The 20,689-nt window shown below is 42.0% G+C and carries 17 protein-coding genes and 1 pseudogene; 5 read left to right on the top strand and 13 right to left on the bottom strand.

Translation table 11 applies throughout. The features are described 5' to 3' along the window. Window positions 1-50: 50 nt before the first annotated feature. A complete protein-coding gene (locus Q4557_RS06420; protein WP_303411472.1) occupies window positions 51-401 on the bottom strand; it encodes a DUF4870 domain-containing protein in 351 nt (116 codons plus the stop codon). Window positions 402-1,015: 614 nt separating this feature from the next. On the opposite strand from Q4557_RS06420, the gene Q4557_RS06415 reads away from it, so the two are divergent. Beyond that, the gene (locus Q4557_RS06415; RefSeq protein WP_368506489.1) at window positions 1,016-2,296 is read left to right on the top strand and encodes a sensor histidine kinase; all 1,281 of its coding nucleotides are present in this window, start codon (window positions 1,016-1,018) and stop codon (window positions 2,294-2,296) included. 11 nt (window positions 2,297-2,307) lie between these two features. After that, the gene (locus Q4557_RS06410; RefSeq protein WP_102439401.1) at window positions 2,308-2,844 is read left to right on the top strand and encodes a response regulator transcription factor; all 537 of its coding nucleotides are present in this window, start codon (window positions 2,308-2,310) and stop codon (window positions 2,842-2,844) included. Between the two features lie 75 nt (window positions 2,845-2,919). Here Q4557_RS06410 and Q4557_RS06405 read toward each other — a convergent pair whose 3' ends face one another. Continuing rightward, the gene (locus Q4557_RS06405; protein WP_303411469.1) at window positions 2,920-3,261 is read right to left on the bottom strand and encodes a DUF4870 domain-containing protein; all 342 of its coding nucleotides are present in this window, start codon (window positions 3,259-3,261) and stop codon (window positions 2,920-2,922) included. 626 nt (window positions 3,262-3,887) lie between these two features. On the opposite strand from Q4557_RS06405, the gene Q4557_RS06400 reads away from it, so the two are divergent. Beyond that, window positions 3,888-5,339 (top strand): methyl-accepting chemotaxis protein, encoded by a 1,452-nt coding sequence (locus Q4557_RS06400; RefSeq protein ID WP_303411467.1) that lies wholly within the window; start codon window positions 3,888-3,890, stop codon window positions 5,337-5,339. Window positions 5,340-5,467: 128 nt separating this feature from the next. Here the strand turns inward: Q4557_RS06400 and Q4557_RS06395 are convergent, their stop codons facing one another. The 7 genes from Q4557_RS06395 to Q4557_RS06365 all read right to left on the bottom strand — a co-directional run bounded on the left by Q4557_RS06395 (window position 5,468) and on the right by Q4557_RS06365 (window position 14,598). Beyond that, entirely contained in the window at window positions 5,468-7,210 is a 1,743-nt protein-coding gene (locus Q4557_RS06395) for a sugar phosphorylase (RefSeq protein ID WP_303411465.1), read from the bottom strand. 62 nt (window positions 7,211-7,272) lie between these two features. After that, window positions 7,273-8,493: a glycosyl transferase gene (locus Q4557_RS06390; RefSeq protein WP_076538328.1), complete on the bottom strand. Its 1,221-nt coding sequence runs from the start codon at window positions 8,491-8,493 to the stop codon at window positions 7,273-7,275. A gap of 1 nt (window position 8,494) precedes the next feature. After that, the gene (locus tag Q4557_RS06385) at window positions 8,495-9,346 is read right to left on the bottom strand and encodes a mannosyl-3-phosphoglycerate phosphatase (RefSeq protein WP_102530978.1); all 852 of its coding nucleotides are present in this window, start codon (window positions 9,344-9,346) and stop codon (window positions 8,495-8,497) included. 296 nt (window positions 9,347-9,642) lie between these two features. Further along, on the bottom strand, window positions 9,643-11,478 hold the full coding sequence (locus Q4557_RS06380) for a GGDEF domain-containing protein (RefSeq protein ID WP_303411462.1): 1,836 nt from the start codon (window positions 11,476-11,478) through the stop codon (window positions 9,643-9,645). A gap of 383 nt (window positions 11,479-11,861) precedes the next feature. Then, window positions 11,862-12,728: a hypothetical protein gene (locus Q4557_RS06375; protein ID WP_368501204.1), complete on the bottom strand. Its 867-nt coding sequence runs from the start codon at window positions 12,726-12,728 to the stop codon at window positions 11,862-11,864. A gap of 32 nt (window positions 12,729-12,760) precedes the next feature. Then, complete coding sequence (locus Q4557_RS06370) at window positions 12,761-13,915, bottom strand: BamA/TamA family outer membrane protein (protein ID WP_102520291.1); 1,155 nt, start codon at window positions 13,913-13,915, stop codon at window positions 12,761-12,763. A 176-nt stretch (window positions 13,916-14,091) separates the two neighbouring features. Beyond that, window positions 14,092-14,598, bottom strand: a complete 507-nt coding sequence (locus Q4557_RS06365) for a VF530 family DNA-binding protein (RefSeq protein WP_102439395.1) — start codon at window positions 14,596-14,598, stop codon at window positions 14,092-14,094. Between the two features lie 354 nt (window positions 14,599-14,952). Here Q4557_RS06365 and Q4557_RS06360 point away from each other — a divergent pair, with 354 nt between their 5' ends. Beyond that, window positions 14,953-15,267 (top strand): glutaredoxin family protein, encoded by a 315-nt coding sequence (locus Q4557_RS06360; protein WP_198590430.1) that lies wholly within the window; start codon window positions 14,953-14,955, stop codon window positions 15,265-15,267. Between the two features lie 109 nt (window positions 15,268-15,376). On the opposite strand, the gene Q4557_RS06355 is transcribed toward Q4557_RS06360, so the two are convergent. Next, entirely contained in the window at window positions 15,377-16,144 is a 768-nt protein-coding gene (locus tag Q4557_RS06355) for a class I SAM-dependent methyltransferase (protein WP_198589950.1), read from the bottom strand. A gap of 134 nt (window positions 16,145-16,278) precedes the next feature. On the opposite strand from Q4557_RS06355, the gene Q4557_RS06350 reads away from it, so the two are divergent. Beyond that, complete coding sequence (locus Q4557_RS06350) at window positions 16,279-17,121, top strand: 23S rRNA (adenine(2030)-N(6))-methyltransferase RlmJ (RefSeq protein WP_303411456.1); 843 nt, start codon at window positions 16,279-16,281, stop codon at window positions 17,119-17,121. 126 nt (window positions 17,122-17,247) lie between these two features. Here the strand turns inward: Q4557_RS06350 and Q4557_RS06345 are convergent, their stop codons facing one another. The 3 genes and pseudogenes from Q4557_RS06345 to Q4557_RS06335 all read right to left on the bottom strand — a co-directional run. Beyond that, entirely contained in the window at window positions 17,248-17,508 is a 261-nt protein-coding gene (locus Q4557_RS06345; protein ID WP_102475962.1) for a hypothetical protein, read from the bottom strand. 32 nt (window positions 17,509-17,540) lie between these two features. Continuing rightward, window positions 17,541-18,950 (bottom strand): M28 family metallopeptidase, encoded by a 1,410-nt coding sequence (locus tag Q4557_RS06340; protein WP_303411453.1) that lies wholly within the window; start codon window positions 18,948-18,950, stop codon window positions 17,541-17,543. Between the two features lie 25 nt (window positions 18,951-18,975). Then, window positions 18,976-19,521 (bottom strand): annotated as a pseudogene (locus Q4557_RS06335) (lytic transglycosylase domain-containing protein); the annotation flags it as partial. Window positions 19,522-20,689 lie beyond the last annotated feature (1,168 nt).

Below are 20,689 nucleotides of genomic sequence, written 5' to 3'. Positions count from 1 at the left end.
TGTTAATAGACGTTATTGAGCCATTAATGGCTCAATAACTGACAGCAGATTTACTTAATTAATCGCAAAGTATATGGCACGCGAAAGTTATCACCTTTTGATGTGGCAATCGCGCCCATAATGCAAAAGACCAAATGACAAACGCCCAATACCAAGGTAAATAACACCCCAATTAAAATGAAAGTAAGAATGAACGAAATGAAATAACCAATGGTGGCAGTAATTGACCAGTTCAGCGCCTCTTTAGACTGCTCTCTAAGGTATGCATCATCTTCTTTGACTAGATACAACACCAACGAGGGGATAAACCCAAAAAAGATGGTACCAATCCAGCACAACAGCGCCATATTTTTACTATCTTTTGAAATTTCATTTATCACTACGTCGGTATTTTCGCTCATTATTCATTCCTTTATAGACACCCAATGAACCCACTAAAACTGGGTGCAAGACTTTAGCGGTATTTAATATTTAGTATTTAGTTCGTAGCAAATAGAAAAAGTAATAAACACTATCCAGCAGATCTGAAAGGATATGATTGATATCCATATCAGGGCTTAAAATAGTTGTCCTTTACTATCTATATTGATACTTAATGCCCAATAACAGCTTGATTAAAGCATCACAGTGGCACTCAAGGTTTAAAATATAACCACGATTGATATTAGCAAGTCAAATTAACCTTTTAAAACAGAACGATATAAACCATATTATCGCTTTATGAGTTAATAATTTCAGCCTAGGTCATCGATACTGGGTAATTGATACTGGGCATTTAATACTACTGGGCATTGGATAACAGCATCATAGTTTGGCTTTTTACTATAAAAAGCTGGCGAAAAAGATAAATATATTTCATTGATGCAAAAGGGAATACCGCCTAAAACGCTTGCTTTGCTCCTCCGCACAAAATAAACAAGATGTGATGTTAAAGTCTGCATAATTCAATTAATGTATCATCACTTATACCAAGTTATTTACCCCACTAAAAATAAAAAAGGTAAACAATAACAACGTGACCAATAATCAAATCAATAATAATAAAATCCACAATAATAACGTCGCAAAATCAGCGGCTTTAATGGGCACGCCAACAGCACAACTATCCGCATTACGGCTCATTTATTGGCTATTAAAAATAGGCTTGATCTTATTTGCGACTCAGTTATTTGGCTTAACCGCCCCACCAATGGAACTCAACTTTATTCTTGCTGTTGAAGCTGTCTATGTCGCTATTGGCTTTCGCGTTCGTTACGCCATTAACCAAAACCAATTATTGTTTGCCACCTTATTGCTAGATACCCTATTTTGGATTATATGGCTGTATTGTACTGGTGGCTCAGCTAATGCCTTTATTTCATTGCTTTTATTGCCTATCGCCATCGCTGCTGTCATGTTGCCACAATGGGCCCCTTGGTGTTTGGCGCTTATTTCTACCGCCGCCTACAGTGCGATGATTTTTACTCAACCCGATCACAGCATGCACCATGGTATGGACATGAGTTCCCACTACTTAGGCATGTGGTTTAACTTTGTTATTTCAGCATTAGTACTCACCACCACGGTGGCGTTTATTGCTAAAAAAATTCGCCAAAAAAACGCCCAATTACATTACTTGCGCGAAGCGCAAATGCGCCAAGAAAAGCTATTGGCGCTGGGCACAGTATCAGCACAAATGGCTCACCAATTGGCTACGCCACTGGCCACTTTAAGGCTATTATTTGAAGAGCTTGGCGAAGATAATCAAGCGGGTCACTTACAGCTTGAAATGAATAAGGCGCTGAATCGCTGCGAGAAAAGCCTAACAGATTTAAGGCAGGCCACCGAGTCTATTCGATCGGAAAAAATGCACTCGCAAACCGTGAATAATTTAACCAGTAGCCTGCAAGAGCAAGTTAATTTACTCATGCCTGAAATTCAGCTGTCTTTAACCCTGGCTGACAACGCTGACCGAGTAGAAATTCTCACCGATATGAGTCTATTACCGGCATTATTGGCATTAATTGAAAATGCCGCCAGAGCCAGTCAGGAAAATATTCAAACCCAAAAAGTAGCGATAAAAATCACCTTAGATAAACAAGTTGGGCTAAGCATTGGCATTTACGATTTTGGTGAAGGTATGTCTGAAAGTTTGCTGGAAAAACTTGGCCATAAAATGATTGAAAGCCCCAAAGGCTTAGGGATTGCAGTGTTATTAAGCCATGCCAGTTTTGAGCGCTTAGGCGGCAAACTAACCCTACAACCCAACCCAGAGCAAGGCATGATTGCCACTGTAACCTTACCCATAGAAAAATAGGCTTATTAGGTATGAATAACTTACTCATTATTGAAGATGATAGCGCCTTAGCCGCCGTGCTCGCCAGCCGCTTAAGCCGTCATGGGTTTAACTGCGTGCAATGTAACAGTGCGGAGCAAAGCTTATTAAAAGCCCGCCAGCATGCACCGAGTCATATTTTATTAGACATGAAATTGGCCGATAAGAATGGTTTAGCGTTAATCACCCCGCTGCGCCAATACCTGCCTAACGCATTAATCGTATTACTAACGGGCTACGCCAGTATTGCCACTGCAGTTGAAGCCATCAGATTAGGTGCCGACAATTACTTAGCCAAACCCGTTGATACCCAAACCTTATTAAACGCCCTCAATGTTAGCCCCAATGAGCAAAATGAGCCGTTATTGTCTGAGCAGCCGATTTCGCCCAAGCTACTAGAGTGGGAGCATATTCAACAGGTTCTGACCGCCAATAATGGCAACATTTCTGCCACGGCAAGGCTATTGGGGATGCACAGAAGAACGCTGCAACGTAAATTACTGAAAAAGCCCATTACTGACACGCGATAAAGGCCCTAGTGGCTGCTATATACATTTTTCAGCCCCTAAAACTGTCACCATGGGATTTGACTTCAGTTTACTTAATTAATCGCAGGCTAAGGGCACGCGGAAACTGTCGCCTTTGGAGGTGGCTAAAGCGCCTATGGTACAAAAGACCAAATGACTGATAGCCAATACTAAAGTAAGCATGACTCCCATTAAGCTAAAGAAAAGCATAAACCCAATGCTATAACCAACTACACCAGTGAGAAACCAATTCAACGCCTCTTTTGATTGTGCTTGGATATAGTCATCATCTTGTTTCACAAACAACAATACCAGCGTCGTAATGAAGCCGAAAAACAAGGTGCCAACCCAACATAGTCGCGCCATATTTTTCGCATCTTGGGTAATTTCATTGATGACTAATTCCGTGTCTTGGCTCATGGATAATTCCTTTATACACATTCAATGAGCACTGTGAAGCTGGCTACATGATTGGTGTATGAGTTTAATGGTATTTAAAAAATTAAAAAAAGTGCATGAAAACAGCAATGAAGGTCTGACAGGATGTCATCGATATCCATACCTGGCTTAGAATAGTTATCCTTCACTATTTGTACTTTCACCTGTACCTGTATTTATAATTATTTTTGCGGCCTAATGACAGCTTGCGACAAAGTAGCTAATAAACTCTGTTTAAAATATAAGCAGCGCCACTGACAATAAGTCAAACTAGCAAATTTAACCCAACATAATAAAATAAACGCCCTAAATATAAGCGCTTAATTTATCTTGAAAGCTAATTGTCTCGCCAATTTTGCCCTCTGTTTTGCCCTCTGTTTTGCCCTCTGTTTTGCCCTCTGTTTTGCCCTCTGTTTTGCCTCGGATATAAACAAGATTACCATTAAACTTTTACCGCCAATTGCCGATATGTTTGTATGCGGCGGTCTTTTAACAATAAGGCAAATAACGCCAATCATTTAACACTGGGATTAGCGTCAATTTATTTAAAAGCTATTCCTTTTATATCAGTTACATACCAAGACTAAGGCTTACGCCGAGGATTTCAAATGAAACAAATTAGTTTTCGCAAAGTCGATGCCGTACTAATTAAGCTGAGCCTAAATGGTAAATTTTGGGTTATTTGTACCCTAGTCACCTTTTTTACCGCAGCTATAGCACTGACAAATTACCTTAATAGCAATAGCCAAATAAGCCAGTCATCACAGCAATTTGCCCAAACAACCATTGATGCTTACGCGAACAGTGCCAAGGCTCAAAACTTATCAGACGATGCACTTGCTGACTTTGCCCGACAAATAAATGCGTCTGTGGGTTATATGAGCGCCGCCAAACGTAGCGGCGATAACATTACCGTCAGTGCTGCGGTTGGCAATCAAGCACTTGTAACCACTATTAATGTCACCCAAATTGAAATGGCAGCAAAATCAGCTACTAAAAACATAATGATGATAGCCTTATTGAGCTTATTGCCCTTATATCTGGTTTGCTATTGGATCTCGACCTCCCTTGGTGGCGGCCTGTGGGATATGTATATTGCCATTAAGCGCCTTGCAGACGGTGATTTAAGCCAGCGACTGAATTTTTTTGGTAGCGATGATTTCAGTGTTATTGCCCGTGAAATTGATCGCAGCGCCGATAATATGAGTGAAATGGTGTCAGCCATTGCAGTTAATGCTGAAACACTAGCTGGTGCTGCGGTTGAGTTTAATCAACAGGCGCAACAAAGTGAGCAGTTAACCCAGTACCAACATGATTTTTTAGATACGGTATCAGTTGCTATGGCGCAAATGACCGCAGCCATTGAGGAAGTATCCCACAATGCCTCGAATACCTCTGAGCAGACTCAGCTCAACTCAGCCCAAGCTAATAACAGCCAGGTGCAAATTACTGAAGCCGTTACCCGTATTAGCACCTTAACAGGCAGAATTTCAGAAGCCTCAAGCTCAGTGGCTGAGTTATCTACCGCCGCCGCTAATATCGGCGCTGTGGTCACCACCATTAACAGCATTTCAGAACAAACCAACCTGTTAGCCCTAAATGCTGCTATTGAAGCGGCTCGCGCCGGTGAGCAAGGTCGAGGCTTTGCCGTCGTTGCTGATGAAGTGCGCACCTTAGCCAGTCGCACCCAGCAAGCCACGGTTGAAATTCAAACCATGATTGAGGGACTACAGCAAGACACTAATACTCTTTCGCACATCACCACCGATATTGTGGCGCAGGCAGATAAAGGCCGTAATGCCATTGAGTCTGTCGGTAACGATGTGGATCAAATGGTTGGCTCTATTAGCCATGTGTTTGATATGAGTAGCCAAATAGCAACCTCATCAGAGGAGCAAAGTGCGGCAGCGCGAGATATTGCTGGCCAGCTAAGGGATATTCGAGGCCAAGCAGAAACCATCAAGGATAGTGCCCAGCGCTCGGTCAGTCTCGCCACCAATTTAAATGACTCTTCGAATAGCTTGGAAGGTATTTTAAAGCAGTATACTTTAGCGAAATAACAGCACTTGAGCGAAATAACAGCACTTTAGCTAAAAAATAACGATATAAAAAGTGACCCTAAAGCAAGGTTAGCCCTTTGCTTTAGGTTGCTGATTTTAAGCAATTTATCTTTTAAGCGGTTTTTACACTAAGCCACGTTACTGATCCACACCGTTTGATAGGGCTCAAGTAACATCACTGCATTAATATCTGCAATCACCTCACCATCAATGAGATCAAACCAGGTTTCAGTGCCAATTAAATTCAGTTCAGCCAACGGCAGCTCCATCACTTGATCGGTAATATTACTGATACAAAAAATACTTTGTCGTCTATCACGGCTTTGACGCCAGAAACCAAATAACTGTAAGCCTAAATGTAACGTAAACTGGGTCGCATTAGGGTTAAATGCTCGCTGCCGAGTACGAATACTAATTAGCTTAGTTAATGATGCCAGCACTTTACTGTGCTGATTATTATCATCGGCTAGTAATCGACTTAGCTCTTCATAGTCCCAGCGATGACGGTTAATAGCCCGGTTATGGGAGGTATTGGCTAGCTTTTCATAATCATTGCCAGTGCCTAACAAGCTATGAATATAAATACCTGGTATGCCCTCAAGCCCCAGCATAATCGCGTGGGCGCAGCTAAAGCGAGCTAAACCAAACTCATCTTTACCTTTCACTGTGCCTTGTAAGGCGTCAATTAAAGCAATGTTCATTTCATAGGGCTTTTGCTCCCCCTCTTCAGAGGTGCGGCTAGATATTTTGCCGCCAAATGACACCATGGTTTCCACTAGGGTGTTAATTTCATCCTCATCTAATAAGCCTTCAGCAGGTCTTAGCCCTACACCATCGTGGGAGGCTATAAAGTTAAAGTAAGTGGTGCCGTCCTGCGCGGGCGGCATACTCATCTGCCAACGTTTAAGGTATAAACAACTGCCAGTGATCAAGGTATTAATCAATAACGGCGGCAATGAAAAGTTATAAATACAATGGGCTTCGTTAGCATTACCAAAATAGGTTAGGTTTTGGGTATTGGGTATGTTGGTTTCGGTGATCACCACCGCATTATGTTGCGCATGCTCAATAAGGGTGCGTAGTAATCTAATCACTTCATGGGTTTGCACTAGATTAATCGATTTAGTGCCGACGATTTTCCATAAAAACGCCACTGCATCTAAACGGAAAATATTCACGCCTGCATCAAGGTATTGTCTGATGATCTTCACAAACTCCAGCAGCACTTGCGGGTTTCTAAAGTCAAAATCCACTTGGTCATGACTAAAGGTGCACCACACATGCTGCAGACCTTTAGCGGTATTTGTGGGCCTTAGTAAATCAGATGTCCGTGGCCGCACTACCGCAGATAAATCATCCTCAGGCTTAGCGGTAAAAAAGTAATCATGACCTAGGCCCTCACCTTTAATGAAGTTTTGAAACCACGCGCTACGGCTAGAGCAGTGATTAATCACTAAATCAGACATTAATCTGCGTTTGTTGGCAATTAACTCAATATCCGACCAATCACCTAAGGCATCATTGACACTTGAGTAATCAATTACAGCAAAGCCATCATCCGAACTATAAGGAAAGAATGGCAAGATATGCACCCCATTGATGCACTCAAGGTAGTTATCCATAAATTCTGCAAGAATGGATAACGGCTTTTGCCCCTCTTGAATAATGCTATCACCATAGGTGATCATGATGACATCGTGCTGCGACCAATGATTGGCATAGGGATGTGGCTCATCACAATCGACACTAATATTCATGGTGTTAATCAATTGCTCAGCAAGATCATCCACTGGCACATCTAGTGTGATATCTTGATAAATACAACCTAACTGCTGAATTAGCTTTTGCTTAAGTGCATTAATGTCTGCCATTTTGACCTCTTCAAACCTGCGAGCTTGCCCTGCTCGCGGGTATCCTAAAATCTCACTCATAATTACATAAACTCTGCATTATCAGCCTCTACCGCTTCTTTGAGCTGCTCAAGCACATCAGGCATAGCGCTGATCACCCGGCTCCATGTTGGCATAAAAGGGGTTTCCATTGGGTTATCAAGAAAACGCTGCCCAGCGGTCACAATATTTTGGGCAAACATTTCTACGGCTTTTTCTTCAGTATGGATATCGGTGGTGAGCCCATTCATAAGCGCATCATTATGGTAAGTTTCCACATAATCGAGGGCGATACGATAATAGGTCGCTTTTAGGGTTCTAAAGGCTTCGGTACTAAAGGTTTCCCCTTGGGTAGCCAATTTACGATAAAACGCCTTGGTGATATCAATCGACATTTTTGATAAGCCCGCTTCCGCATTATCTAGGGATAAATCCTGATGTTTGTGATCGTAATTATCCGCAATGTCCACCTGACAAATACGGTTATGAGCATAGTTACGATGCATCTCACTCAGCACCCCAATCTCTAAGCCCCAATCACTGGGAATACGTAAATCGTTTAACACATCACGTCTAAATGAAAACTCACCGGCTAATGGATAACGAAAGCTGTCCATATATTCTAAATAATCATTATGACCCACCACTCTTTGTAAGGCTTTAATCAATGGCGTGACCAATAGTCGAGACACGCGGCCATTAATTTTGCCGTTGGACATGCGGGCATAAAAACCTTTACTGAACTCGTAATTAAACTGTGGATTGGCCACCGGATATAACAATCTTGCCAGCAGGGATTTTTCATAGGTGACAATATCGCAATCATGCAGTGCCACTGATTCCGTTTTGCCGGACGCCAAAATATAACCCATGCAGTACCAAACGTTACGGCCTTTACCGAGCTCTTTCGGCGCAAGGCCCAACTCACTTAATTTAGCATCAAGGGCTTGCAGTCTGGGGCCGTCATTCCAAAGTACTCTATGGTGTTGTGGCAGCTGATTAAAAAAACCCAGCGCCTGTTTATATTGCTCTTTATCGGCCCTATCAAGCCCAATCACAATTTCATTTAAGTAAGGCACGTCTTTTAATTTACTAATAATTGCAGGTAAGGCTTCACCCTCTAGCTCTGAATACAGCGAAGGTAAAATCAGCCCTAACGGCCGCGTTTTAGCAAATTTAAGTAAGTCCTGCTCCATCTCTTCATGGGTACGCTGGGTCAGATTATGTAGGGTAGTCACTATGCCATTTTGGTAAAAATCAGCCATGTTATGCCTCCTCAAGCTTCAATGATGTTGAAGAATTTGGGTTTAAAAACAAAGCTTCTAGGCATTCTGCCCAGCCTTTAGGGCCGTATTGGCTACTTTGAATCGGTGTTGATGTGGTATCGATTTTTGGAAAAGTATGAGTGGGAGATTTAATTTGAATGGCAATATCAGCCGCCTCTAGCATGGCGCTGTCGTTACCACTGTCACCGAGGGCAATGGTTTGCACGCTGGTTTGATAAGCATTGGCATATTGCTGGGCTAACCAGTCCATCGCGCGGCCTTTATCTGTATGGCCGCCAACATGTAAGAAACGCCCGCCTTGGAGCATATTCGCGCCTAGGCTATTCATATGGGCCATAAAGGCTTGCTTTCGAGTGTCATCACCGGTCCACAATAACGGCTCAGAGTAATGCCTTACCAAGGCCAGAGTGGCTTTTTCTGGGGTTAAATCCGTTAGCTCACAAAGCTCTTCGGCTGTCAGAGATGAAAAACCAAGGTAATCTTCTGCAAATGCTTTGGCCTCGGTTTCCAGTAAGGTTAACCAATGGCTTCTTGGCTCACAAAATTCTTTTACCCAATAATACCCTTGGGTAAAGGTGTCTTGAGGCTGAGTGTCAAAGTAACCAATGGGAATGTAGATCACTGCGCCATTTTCTGAAATAAACGGTGAGTTAAAACCAATGGTTTGCTGAAACTTTTCCATTTCGGCAAACGTTTTACTGGTATTAGGGATAATAGGAATTTGCTTTTCATTTAATCCTTCAATTACCGCTATTGCGCTGGAGAAACTGTAATCAAAGTGATCAAGTAAAGTACCGTCCATGTCTGTAAATATTAGCGGTCTTGTGGTCATATTTATTCCCTTCCATTACCTAAACAATTATTCAACTGCCTAAAAATGTTTCAGGTTACATGCCAGCTTTTGGCGCTTTGCACTAAAATGGTTAGAAAATAAACATTAGACACTGAATTTATTGATTAAATAATTTATCCGAAGGGAAAGAACACATTAAAAAAAACACAGAAATGGATCATAAATGCAGGATTTTGAAACAACCTTTGCACCATTACGGTGCAAAGAGAGCGTTAAAGGTTAGCTAATTACACTTGCTAATAGGACTGCATTAGCCAAGCTGTTTTTGGTAAGGGTTATGCGCACTCAGCAGCAAGGTGCACTTTATTTTTACCTGCATATTTAGCGCGATATAGTGCTTCATCTGCTATTTTTGCTAAATCAAATAATGACTTAGTGTTATCAACGTTATTTACCACCCCCATGCTCACCGTTAAATTAATCGTAATATCGTCAAAGTGGAACGCTTGAGATGCTATGCCATGGCGCAAACGTTCAGAGATAGTAAAAGCTTGATCCATATTAGTATTGGGTAACACTATCAAAAACTCTTCACCGCCGATCCTACCTATCAAGTCACTGTTTTTTAATAAGGCTTTTACTCTTTTTGACAGCGATTTTAGCGCAAGATCGCCCACATGATGCCCATAAGTGTCATTAATGGTTTTGAAGTTATCAATATCAAACAGGATCACTGCCAAAGGTTGCTGTTTTTTTGCCGCTTTTTCAACGAGGCTCTGACCTTGGGTAAAGGTTTGGCCACGATTATAAAGCCCGGTCAGAAAGTCAATTTCTGCACGAAATTTTAACGATCGCCGCGAGAGCAATAGGAAAATAATCAAGGTTAATAACACCACAGCAGAAACAAAAAGTAGCATCAGATTAAGCTGATAAATACGCTCTTTATCTTCAACTGCTACCAAGTTTAATTCATTAATAGCAAGCCTATTCGCCAGTAATTGATTTTCAAAATTGACCAATTGGTCATTATGGCCAAGCGCAGAAATGATAACTTGGTTGCTAATGACGCTTTGGTGCGCCTCCCTTTCTAAATCAATGACATCAAGCAGCGTATTAACGGCCTCAATGGGCTTAGCCTCATCCATCGCAATTATGGCATCGGCCTGTAAAATCATGCTTTGCTGGTTTTGACTAAAGTGTTTATCTTGTTTGAATGCGCGCGCCATTTCAGCCGCTTTTACTGCATCACCAATTCTTAAATAAGCTAACGCCAGATATAAGTAATTGCTGGTTTTAAAATAACTTTCTTTGGAAGTGTGGTGTAATGCAACCGCTTTTTCTAAATGCTCAATAGCAAGGGGGAAATCATTCATTCTTAGCGCCACGCGGCCGCTATTTAGATGCGCGAAAAATAATAAATCTTTGTAATCTTTAGCTTCATTGGCCAAAGTGAACTGCACCGTCAGGCTTTTCTGAGCTTTATCCCAATCCCCTAGCTTTAATGCCTCGCTAAGCATATTGTGTTGCATATTGAACATGTCTTCTTTGTCATTAATACGCTGCCAAGTCAGGTAGGCTTTTTCAAAGTTTTCATACCCTTGTTGATGTAATCCCACACGCCGATAAAGATTACCTGTCGCATTATAAATCAAAGCTTTACGGTTTAAGTTTAGCGCACTACTTTTATCAACGACTGTCAGCGCTTCGCTTAATAAATCAATGCCCTGTTGAACCGTAGTAGGCTCTGTATAACAAAAAGCATTTTGAGTTAATGTCTTAGCGAGTAATTCTGAGTTGTTATGCTGACGAGCATAATGGAGCGCGAGTGTTCTATCTTCACAGTAAACCGCAGGATCGTTAGTTTGGAGATATTTAGCAAAGGAGCGCTCTAAGTAGCTATCAATTAAGATATCAGTCACCGCCAAAGAGCTAACCAGCGCGATACCTTTATCATAACTGGCTATAGCTAATTCCAACTGGCGAGTTTTTTCGTACTGCTGGCCATAAACAAAATAATACTTTGCTTGAGATTCAGCATCAAAGTTGCTGCCTGTAAGATCAAATTGGTCTAATAACGCAATCGATTCTGCAGCAGAAAGCCCTTTAATTGATTGTTCTAATTTGAGGAAAGCATCATTGGCAACAGCACTCAAGCTTGCTAAAAAAAGCATACTGCACAGCCATGGGATAAATCTTCTCATCTACAAACAATCCATTTTTCGTTAGCTAAATAGCACTTTTGTAGTATATCGACTTAGGCGTAATATGGAATGGCTTCGCAACAAAACTCACAACCACCTACAAATTGATACAAATAGACTGACAGAACTGATACACAAGTAACTTAAACCCGATAAGCCCTTAAAAAATGCACTAGGCATAACAGCAAGAGTTAACGATGAATAGAGTCTGGGTTTACTTAGCATTGGCTAATGCTTGAGATGAATTATCTGAGTTTGCGAGAATCGTTTTGTGAGGCCGATAACAGCCATCACAAATTATTTTTTGCCATAAAAATAGTCAAAAATAACGATTTTAATGCTGTAAATTGGCGTTATTTAACAGAGCTTGGTTCGCACGATGAAGAGTAGCTGTCGAGTTCAATTAACCCTTTGAGGATAATGCCGTGATAGCGCGCTTTAATCAGTTGATAATCCATATCTGCAGCAAAATAGTAGGTGACATCTTCATCGCCAGTTTGCTCCACGGGGATCAAGGTTAACTCCCCCCAAGGTGCAAGTGTAACCGTTTGCTTTTGCTGCACATAAAACTGGTAGGGCTCGATGCCATCAGAGGCTTGCCTTACTAAGGCGAATTGCTGCCGACCTTGTAATAAATGCTCCCGAATTTGAATCGCCAAGGTATCCACATCACGCAAAGGGAGTTCTTTTGACACATAGGTATCCACATCGCCATCAATATCGACCCGCGACTGTCGCCCTGCGTCATCAAAAGTGACTTGCATATCCCGTGAGCGAAATCCTGACACTTGTTGATGAAACTCATCCGTTAACCATTCATTAGTTGCATCAGACCAAGACAGTTCTGCCCGCTGCTGATATTGGGTGCCAATGCCTAAAATACTGGCTTCACTGTTTGACGTTACTACCGCTGATTTGCCTTGCCAATGCTCAGTTCTGGTCATTTCGCCAGTGTGTATCCCATTAAGATAAATGCTGTAATGAGCATTACGGCTGCATTGCTGGTCTGTTTCATTAGCAAGAGATTCACTAGCAAGGGCATCTTTGACGATGGCTTCATTGGCCAATGCATCACTAGCAGCTGCCGCATACAGTATGGCGAGCATCACCAATGACATAGCCACTGACTTAGATGACAGCGCCAATGACATGGCCAATGAGTTAGCCAAAGTTCGCCATCTTGTGGTGCTTATATGCAATTCAGAAATTGTGTTATTCATGCTCGCCTGTTATTGATACGTCAAACAGTAAATTAAAAAACTTCATTCACATTAAGATAGAAGTTAGTTTCATTTTCACCCACACCGACATCAAAACGCAGATTAATATTGTCTTTTATATTGAAGCGAAAACCGGTGCCATAGGATGTCATTAACTCATCAGATAATTGGCTCACTTTAGGCGCAACGCTGCCCACCGCGCCCCAAAAAACCATGCCATAACGCTGAAAAATCGGTAATCGATACTCAACTTGGCCCATCATCATTTGCTCGTCACGGTAACGCCCTTTGATATAACCGCGCATGGCGTTAGAGCCACCTAGATCTGGCAGTAAATTCCAAGGTACATCGCCATCAGTAAAGTGCCCTTGCAGTTGCCAAGCGATTAATCCTGGCGCAGACATAGAGCTTAAATCAATGTAATTGGCTAACTCGACATTGTAAGTTGAAAATGACGATGATTGATCGTTTTGATACAGGCCGGCATCCACTTGAAACAACCAACCTTTAGTGGCATTTAAACGGTAATCCCGCGAGTCGTAAATACTGGTGACGACCACGCCTGAACTAAAATTATTCGGCAATGTTTCAGTCGCATCTACGGCCATTTCAGGCTCAACTAAGGCTAAGTTTTCAGCACTGGCATAAATAAAATCTGCGCCAACACCAATAAAATAGTTGCTGGCAACTTCGGTCATCCACCGTGGCTTAAAACTATAAAGCTGCTCTTCAAACTCATGGTGATTTGCATCGATATTACCTTGCTCGATACCTTGGCCATAATAAACCGCCGCTTCGTTATGCAATTCTAATTGCAGCAATAAGCGCTGCTTTCCTTGATTGAAAAACGTCATGTTTTCCACTTCAACGCCGTAAGAATTATTCATCGATACAAATGAGTTCAGTACTAACGATGACGGCTGCTCCTCTGCCGCTGCGCCATCAGTTTTATATAACCCCACCATTAACAAACCTAAGCCAAACTTTTTCTCGGGGGTGTAATAAGCGGTGGGTAAATAGCTCATATCGATGGCTTTAGTGTCATCAAACTCACCATCGGCGCCAAAGACTGACAAAATATCATCAACCCATGTCGGCTGCATATCTTCTGGCGTTTCAAATAAAGGTTCTACTGCGACGCTTGCGTTAGAAAACGCCATAAATACTAGGAATAAAATCCGTTTCATAACAACTCTAATTAATGATGGGAATGGGGAGTTAATAAACACCTTGTATGCAGCCAATTGACTTGCCGAGTGCATTTTAACAGAGTTTGAGCAATAAAAAATGCCGCTATCGTTGCAATAATAGCGGCATTTATTATCAATGATGGGTTTTATCTCAAACCCATTAACTCAGAGAGTTACTTACCCCAAGGGTTAGTTGGGTCTTGTGATGGCGCAGGTCTTTTGGCGCCCGACTTATCTGAGCTACGATTTTGCGCATAAGCATCTTGTTGTCTTGGCTTATCGCTACCATAACGAGGACGCTGATTTTTAGCCTTCATCGCTTCGTAATTCTCAGTCGCTTTAGCGCGCTGTTCATCTAACAACTCAACCGTTAACTCTTGTGGCTTACGTGGCACGATACCATCAGCAAACCCGCGAGCTCTTGGCTTTAGTTCAAACTGTTCAGCAGTACCTTTTGGCATTTGCTTAAAACGATAAAGATAGAAAGACTCAACTCGCTCTCTAGCCCATTCGGTTTTTTTAAGAAACTTGATACTCGCTTCCATACTTGGATTAAGGTTAAAGCACTCCAACCTCAGTGCCGCATAAAGTACTTTCCAATCATAAAAATCAACCAGCTCAGTCATCATGATGTCTAAACTCAGGCCGTGAAGTGGGTTATTCTGTTGCTTTTCAATCATGTGAGACTCTAATAAAGGATAGTATTTAAAGGGAATGAAGCGGGTTTTGAACTGCTGTGCACATTATAGCGTTTTTAACTGCCTATATTGAGATATTTTTAATATTCAAGTGCGACAAAACCCCGCGTACAGCAAAAGCATGCCATATATCATCTATTCAGTTAATGAGTAACACACTGTATAAAAGCAAATTTTAAAGTCTGTAAAATTAATGCTAATATCCTCAGCTTATTTTTTAACCTCTATTTTAAATATTACTCTCGAAGAGTTATCGGCTTTTACAACTTAAAATCGATGACCATGCTATGTAAAGTATGAGAGTGAGATGCATTTTTAGTTATCAAGGAAGATAATGTGAAGAAAATTTTTATTTTATGCGTTCTATTCGCCATCTATCAAAATTGGCCATTATTTCCTAAGAAGTACGACCAAACTAACGAGGTGGTGTTATATGCCACTGACTGGTGTGGATATTGTGAAAAAGCGCGAGTATTCTTTGATAAAAATAATATTGCCTATACTGAATTTGATATTGAAAAGTCAGCTGAAGGTCGGCGTCGTTATGAAAATCTAGGTGGGGATAGCATTCCATTACTGGATATTAATGGCACCATTATCAGAGGTTATAATGAAAGAAAAATGGCTCAGCAACTATATGAGAAGCGATAATTTCAATCGTAAACCCCATACTTAATCTAAGTATGGGATTTGATAAAATAGCTGTGTTGGTATCGACTACTAACTAAAAAATCAAACTATAGCTAAAAAATGTGAAGCCCTACTTCATTGCCGCTTTCACATACACATCAAAGCGGTTTTTCTTAGTCGCAATAACCATACTCGGTTTTACTCCATCAAGATCTTCAGCGTAATCAGGGCGTTTTACTGCCACTCGCTTAGTGGCTAATGCCATTGCTGGCGCCAATAGGCCATCGGCATCAAGGTCTGCGCCCACTAATGTTTGGAATACGCGCATTTCTTTTTTAACCAAGGCTGACTTTTCGCGGTGAGGATACATGGGGTCTAAATACACCACATCAATTTCTGTCGCGGTCGTTTTAGCTGCATCAGCTAAGGCACTAAGGCTCGAGCCATGAAATAAACTCATGCGCTCACGCATCCATTCACCAATTTCAGCGTCTTCGTAAGCGCGGCGCAGTCCATCTTCAAGTAACGCTGCTACTACAGGATGGCGCTCAACCATAATCACTTTGCAACCTAGGCTAGCCAACACAAAAGCATCGCGGCCTAAACCTGCGGTGCCATCAACCACGGTTGGGGTTACCCCTTGTTTAAGGCCTACCGCTTTGGCGATTGATTGGCCGCGGCCGCCACCAAATTTACGACGGTGAGCAACAGCACCTGAAACAAAATCGACACTTATACCATCTAATTTAGGTTCATCACGTTTGTGCAGGCTTAAGGTGTTGTGCTCAAAGCGCAATTCAAACTGCGCCTCTTTGCTCCACTCAAAACCCCAACGCTCACTGATATCAACCAGTGACGGATATTGCTGATTAAAAAAAATCGGTATTTGCAAAAGTATTTCCAGATATTTAGTAGACTCAAGGCTATTATGCCAAAAGCCTGCAACAGTGAATACCTATACCTGCTTAGACTTAGCCCCTATAATGTAGCTATCTTGCAGCTTAGACTGCTTATTAATTTTCGGACACTCTCATGTTAAGTTACCGCCACGGTTTTCATGCTGGCAATTATGCCGATGTACTTAAGCACACTATGTTGCTGCAAGTACTTAAATTGATGCACAAAAAAGATAAGCCTATGGCCTATATCGATAGCCATGCGGGTGCAGGCGGTTACTCACTAACAGATGAGTTTTCAAAGAAAACTGGCGAATATTTAGATGGCGTAGCTAAGCTTTGGGGTAAAGATGATTTACCAGAATCATTGCAGCTGTATATTGACGATGTAAAACACTTCAACCAAGGTGAGGAAGAACTGTCTTTTTACCCGGGTTCACCTGCTTTTGTTGATATGAACATGCGTGAAAAAGATCGCATGGTTTTACATGAGTTACACGGTACTGATTTTGCTTCACTTGATGAACAGTTTGCTGATGACAGACATGTTCGTGTCGTTAAAGGTGACGGCTTAAAAGGTTTGATAGCTGCAGTGCCACCACTTGAGCGCCGCGGCGTTGCTTTAATTGATCCTAGTTACGAAATGAAAACCGATTACCAAGATGTTGCCCACGCCATTATTAAAGCGCACAAACGCTTTGCTACTGGTGTTTATATGCTGTGGTATCCGGTGGTTGATAGAGCTCAAACTGAGTCAATGTTAAAAATACTGGCTGATAGTGGCATTAAAAATCAGCTGCGTATTGAGCAATCAATTACCCCTGACAACAATGTATTTGGTATGACGGCTGCTGGCTTATGGGTGATTAACCCGCCGTGGCAGCTCGATACCCGCGCCAAAGAAACCTTAAACTACCTAGAGCGCTGTCTTGGTCAAAGCGGTGGTAAAACCGTGGTTAAGTTAGAAGTGGCTGAATAATTTATTTCTCGCGGTACTTTTAGCAGGTATCTTTAGCGATAATTTTAGTAAAGAAATTCCACAAAAAAGCCCATGTAATGCAGATTACATGGGCCTTTTATCATACGAGTTTTTATATTAGCTAGACTATATGCACTCATCGCCATCGTCAGTAAAAGGTCGTACAACCAGTCCAATTAGCGCGGTAAAAATACCAACGAAAATATCACCATCATGTGAATCACTGGTAGTTGCTCCCGGGCTAGAGTCACGTTCACGTCTATCTGAATTACTTTCTGCCGTGCCGCGAACAAAATCACAGCCTGCATTGGTGGCGCTTGATGATGAGCAAGCCGTGTTCAACATCATTGGCAGCAATAGACTTGCCAGTAAAATCCTTTTCTTCATCCTAATCCTTTTTTTTACATCATATTAATCTATTAAAAAAACGCCCCTGCCGCGCCCGGAAATACCACCGGACTCGCATTACCATTATCACCAACACTGGCAACGCCGAAGACATAATTATCTATGACCATGTTTTTTAATATAAATTCATTCACGTTACCAACATAACGACTATGACTCCATTCAGATTCAGTCGTTGAGCGCCAATAGACCCGATAACCTGATATATTCTTATTCGGTTGAGGCTGCCATTGCAGTTTAGTATCGGGCTGCATAATGCCTTCGATTTTCAACCCTTTTGGCGGTTCTGGTGCCCACGCCATCGAGGCTAAACTAATGGCATTAAGTGCGGTTAATTTAGCATTAAAATCAAAATCCACACCCTCAATCACATCGCCATAATCGATGCCATTTTCAGTGCGAATATTTTGATGCTGGCGATCATAATGCTCGTTCGTTTCCATCACCCTTACTGCTGGGTAACCTGCTTTATTAAAAGGTAAATGATGGCCGCCACGGCCAAAACGATCGAGACGATATACCAACATCACATCAAGGTTAGTCATGTATTGATCAACTAAGGATTTAATTTTTCGCGCCAGATTACGTGAAGCGGAATCATTTTCGCCGCCGCTGAAATAACGCTGCTTGGCTTCTTCTGTGGTTTCTGCAATTCTGACCCCTTCAGAAAATACCCTTACAGTAGAATTGTTAATAACCCCGTTAATGCCAGCAATATTGCCAATCATGTCGTTGTTCAATACCGCTTGGATTTGCCAGTCATGCTTTTTAGCATAATTGATCAGCACATCACCGCCATATAGCCCTTGTTCTTCACCTGATAGCGCGGCATAAACAATGGTGCCGTTGAACTGATATTTCGACAGCACTCGCGCGGCCTCTAAAGCGCCAGCAACCCCAGAGGCATTATCATTGGCCCCCGGAGATACCGAGGTAAAATCCATCGGGTCGGTTACCCGAGAGTCAATATCACCACTCATCATTACCACGCGGTTAGGATCTGTTGTGCCTCGCTGAATCGCAAATACATTTACCACTTCAGTGGGTTCAGGAATGCGTTTACCACTGACTGTCTCGCCTACCATGACAACTTCTAAACAGCCACCACAATCAGCAGATATCCGTTCAAATTCAGCTTTAATCCAGCGCCTTGCTGCGCCAATGCCTTGGGTATCAGATTGGGTTTCAGATAAGGTATGACGAGTGCCAAAGCTCACTAATTTCTCCACATCGCTACGCAATCGATTAGCCTCTGGGGCTGTGGCAATATCATATAGACGCATATCTTCTTCTGACGGTGCCATATGATTTTTCTGCGCTGCAATCGCATTGAAACCAATTAAGTTAACGCTTAATAGCGATAGTACGCCAATAACTTGATAGCACTTTTTTATGGTTATTGTGTGTGTATCCCTGTTCATATCATCCTCTTAAATCTTTAGATTATTAGCTCGCTAATGCTGCTTGATAGCGTTTTAGCAAGATTTTTACCCGCTCAACATAGGCTTGAGTCTCTGGGTATGGCGGGATTCCTTGGTACTTAGTCACGGTTGTTGGGCCAGCATTATAGGCGGCGCAGGCAAGCTCAATATCATTATCAAATCGTTCAAGTAAGTACGCTAAATATTGGCTACCACCCAGAATATTCTGCCGCACGTTATAAGCATCGGTCACGCCCAACTCTTTGGCTGTGGCAGGCATTAATTGCATTAATCCAATTGCCCCCACCTTTGAGTGCGCTTTGGCATTAAATGCTGATTCCGCATGGATCACCGCCCGAATTAACGCAGGATCTAACTGAAATTGTTTGGCAGCATCCTCGACTAACTGTTTATGCTTAGAGACAAATATGGGAATACGCTGCCAATCAAGCTGCGAGTCTACTTGGCAGGCAAAGCAGTCATACAATAAAACGTCAAAGTCCTCAGTGGTGGGCACGACATTTGAAAAAGTGGTCACGCCATTTTGTTGATACTGATAGATTTTACGTTTTGGTTTTTTAGTCTGACTACCTGCGGTCAAGGTACTTTTTGCGGTTAATGCGCTTGAAACCATTGTTGGTGCTGCATTATCCGCTGACGGCTGGCGCGAAAAATACTTCTTCTTTGCAGGAGGCTGATAACGCTCTACAACAGCCGCTGATTTTATCGCAGTTTGTTCAACAATCACTTTGGGCTTTAACACCATAGCAGGTTTTGCTGGCTGCTTAAGCGCCACGACCGGAGGGTGTAATACCTGTTGTTTCTTTGGTTTAACTTGAGAGCGGGGTTTAACTTGAGAGCCAGACTCAGCATCACCCGTGTCACTTGCTAAAGGTAATACCACAATAGGCGCATGCAAGACTTGTTGACGCTTAGGCGCTTGAGCCACGGGTGCTGGCATTGCGGCTACTTTCATGGGCTTAGATGGCATGCTAGCTTCATTTGAAAACTGCTTTTTCGGTTTAATGATAGTGGCTTGCTGCGTTGCCACTTTATCTAATTTTTGAGATACCTCAGGCAACCTTAATGCCTCTGCTACTGGGGTAAGCTTTTGATTCGGCTTACTTAGCTCAACCTGTGTTTGTGCTGTCGCAATAATTTGCGGTTTAACTGGCGCTGTCATGGTTAGTTTAGTTTTAGCTTGAGAGAGCAGCTGTTCTTGATTCACTTCAAGGGCCTGAACCCTATCTTGTGCATGCGCCACCGTACCAGAGGCAATTAGCCACATGAGTAAACTCATCCAACAACGGATTGTAAAGCTGAAGCGGCTGAAATGTAGACTATCGCGGTATAAAGGTTTTTTTATCATTATTATCACGTTTATATTAAGCATTAACGAGCTTGCCTCATCATAGCGAAGAATCAACATCATGGTTACTAAATAAACACCTTGGAGTGGTGTTGTTTTTTGCACGATTTTTTACAACTCACGCTAAAAGCAGATTAAAAACCCAGTTCAAACTATCAAAAATAGTAACTTAAGTATCGGCTTTGCCACTAGAGCTCAAAATAGTGAAATTAATAGAACAATATGATGAAAACTATTTTTTTATAAAAATAAAACAGCAACTTAAACAAAAATAAAACTGGGTGTTTTTTATACCCACTTACAACAAAGATCGGTTTTATTAGACTTTTTTTACGATAATGAGTTGTTATTGAGTTAGACTCAATGAATA

It is taken from the genome of Shewanella sp. 5_MG-2023 (genome assembly GCF_030547465.1).
In the GTDB taxonomy this organism is placed as follows: domain Bacteria; phylum Pseudomonadota; class Gammaproteobacteria; order Enterobacterales; family Shewanellaceae; genus Shewanella.
Note: the sequence above shows the minus strand (reverse complement) of the source record. Positions and strands in the feature narration are given on the sequence as shown.

Excerpts from the sequence above, each read along its gene's own strand:
- Q4557_RS06420 (WP_303411472.1), bottom strand. The coding sequence starts at position 401 with ATGAGCGAAAATACCGACGTAGTGATAAATGAAATTTCAAAAGATAGT.
- Q4557_RS06410 (WP_102439401.1), top strand. The coding sequence starts at position 2,308 with ATGAATAACTTACTCATTATTGAAGATGATAGCGCCTTAGCCGCCGTG.
- Q4557_RS06405 (WP_303411469.1), bottom strand. The coding sequence starts at position 3,261 with ATGAGCCAAGACACGGAATTAGTCATCAATGAAATTACCCAAGATGCG.
- Q4557_RS06400 (WP_303411467.1), top strand. The coding sequence starts at position 3,888 with ATGAAACAAATTAGTTTTCGCAAAGTCGATGCCGTACTAATTAAGCTG.
- Q4557_RS06395 (WP_303411465.1), bottom strand. The coding sequence starts at position 7,210 with ATGGCAGACATTAATGCACTTAAGCAAAAGCTAATTCAGCAGTTAGGT.
- Q4557_RS06390 (WP_076538328.1), bottom strand. The coding sequence starts at position 8,493 with ATGGCTGATTTTTACCAAAATGGCATAGTGACTACCCTACATAATCTG.
- Q4557_RS06385 (WP_102530978.1), bottom strand. The coding sequence starts at position 9,346 with ATGACCACAAGACCGCTAATATTTACAGACATGGACGGTACTTTACTT.
- Q4557_RS06380 (WP_303411462.1), bottom strand. The coding sequence starts at position 11,478 with ATGCTTTTTTTAGCAAGCTTGAGTGCTGTTGCCAATGATGCTTTCCTC.
- Q4557_RS06375 (WP_368501204.1), bottom strand. The coding sequence starts at position 12,728 with ATGAATAACACAATTTCTGAATTGCATATAAGCACCACAAGATGGCGA.
- Q4557_RS06370 (WP_102520291.1), bottom strand. The coding sequence starts at position 13,915 with ATGAAACGGATTTTATTCCTAGTATTTATGGCGTTTTCTAACGCAAGC.
- Q4557_RS06365 (WP_102439395.1), bottom strand. The coding sequence starts at position 14,598 with ATGATTGAAAAGCAACAGAATAACCCACTTCACGGCCTGAGTTTAGAC.
- Q4557_RS06350 (WP_303411456.1), top strand. The coding sequence starts at position 16,279 with ATGTTAAGTTACCGCCACGGTTTTCATGCTGGCAATTATGCCGATGTA.
- Q4557_RS06345 (WP_102475962.1), bottom strand. The coding sequence starts at position 17,508 with ATGAAGAAAAGGATTTTACTGGCAAGTCTATTGCTGCCAATGATGTTG.
- Q4557_RS06340 (WP_303411453.1), bottom strand. The coding sequence starts at position 18,950 with ATGAACAGGGATACACACACAATAACCATAAAAAAGTGCTATCAAGTT.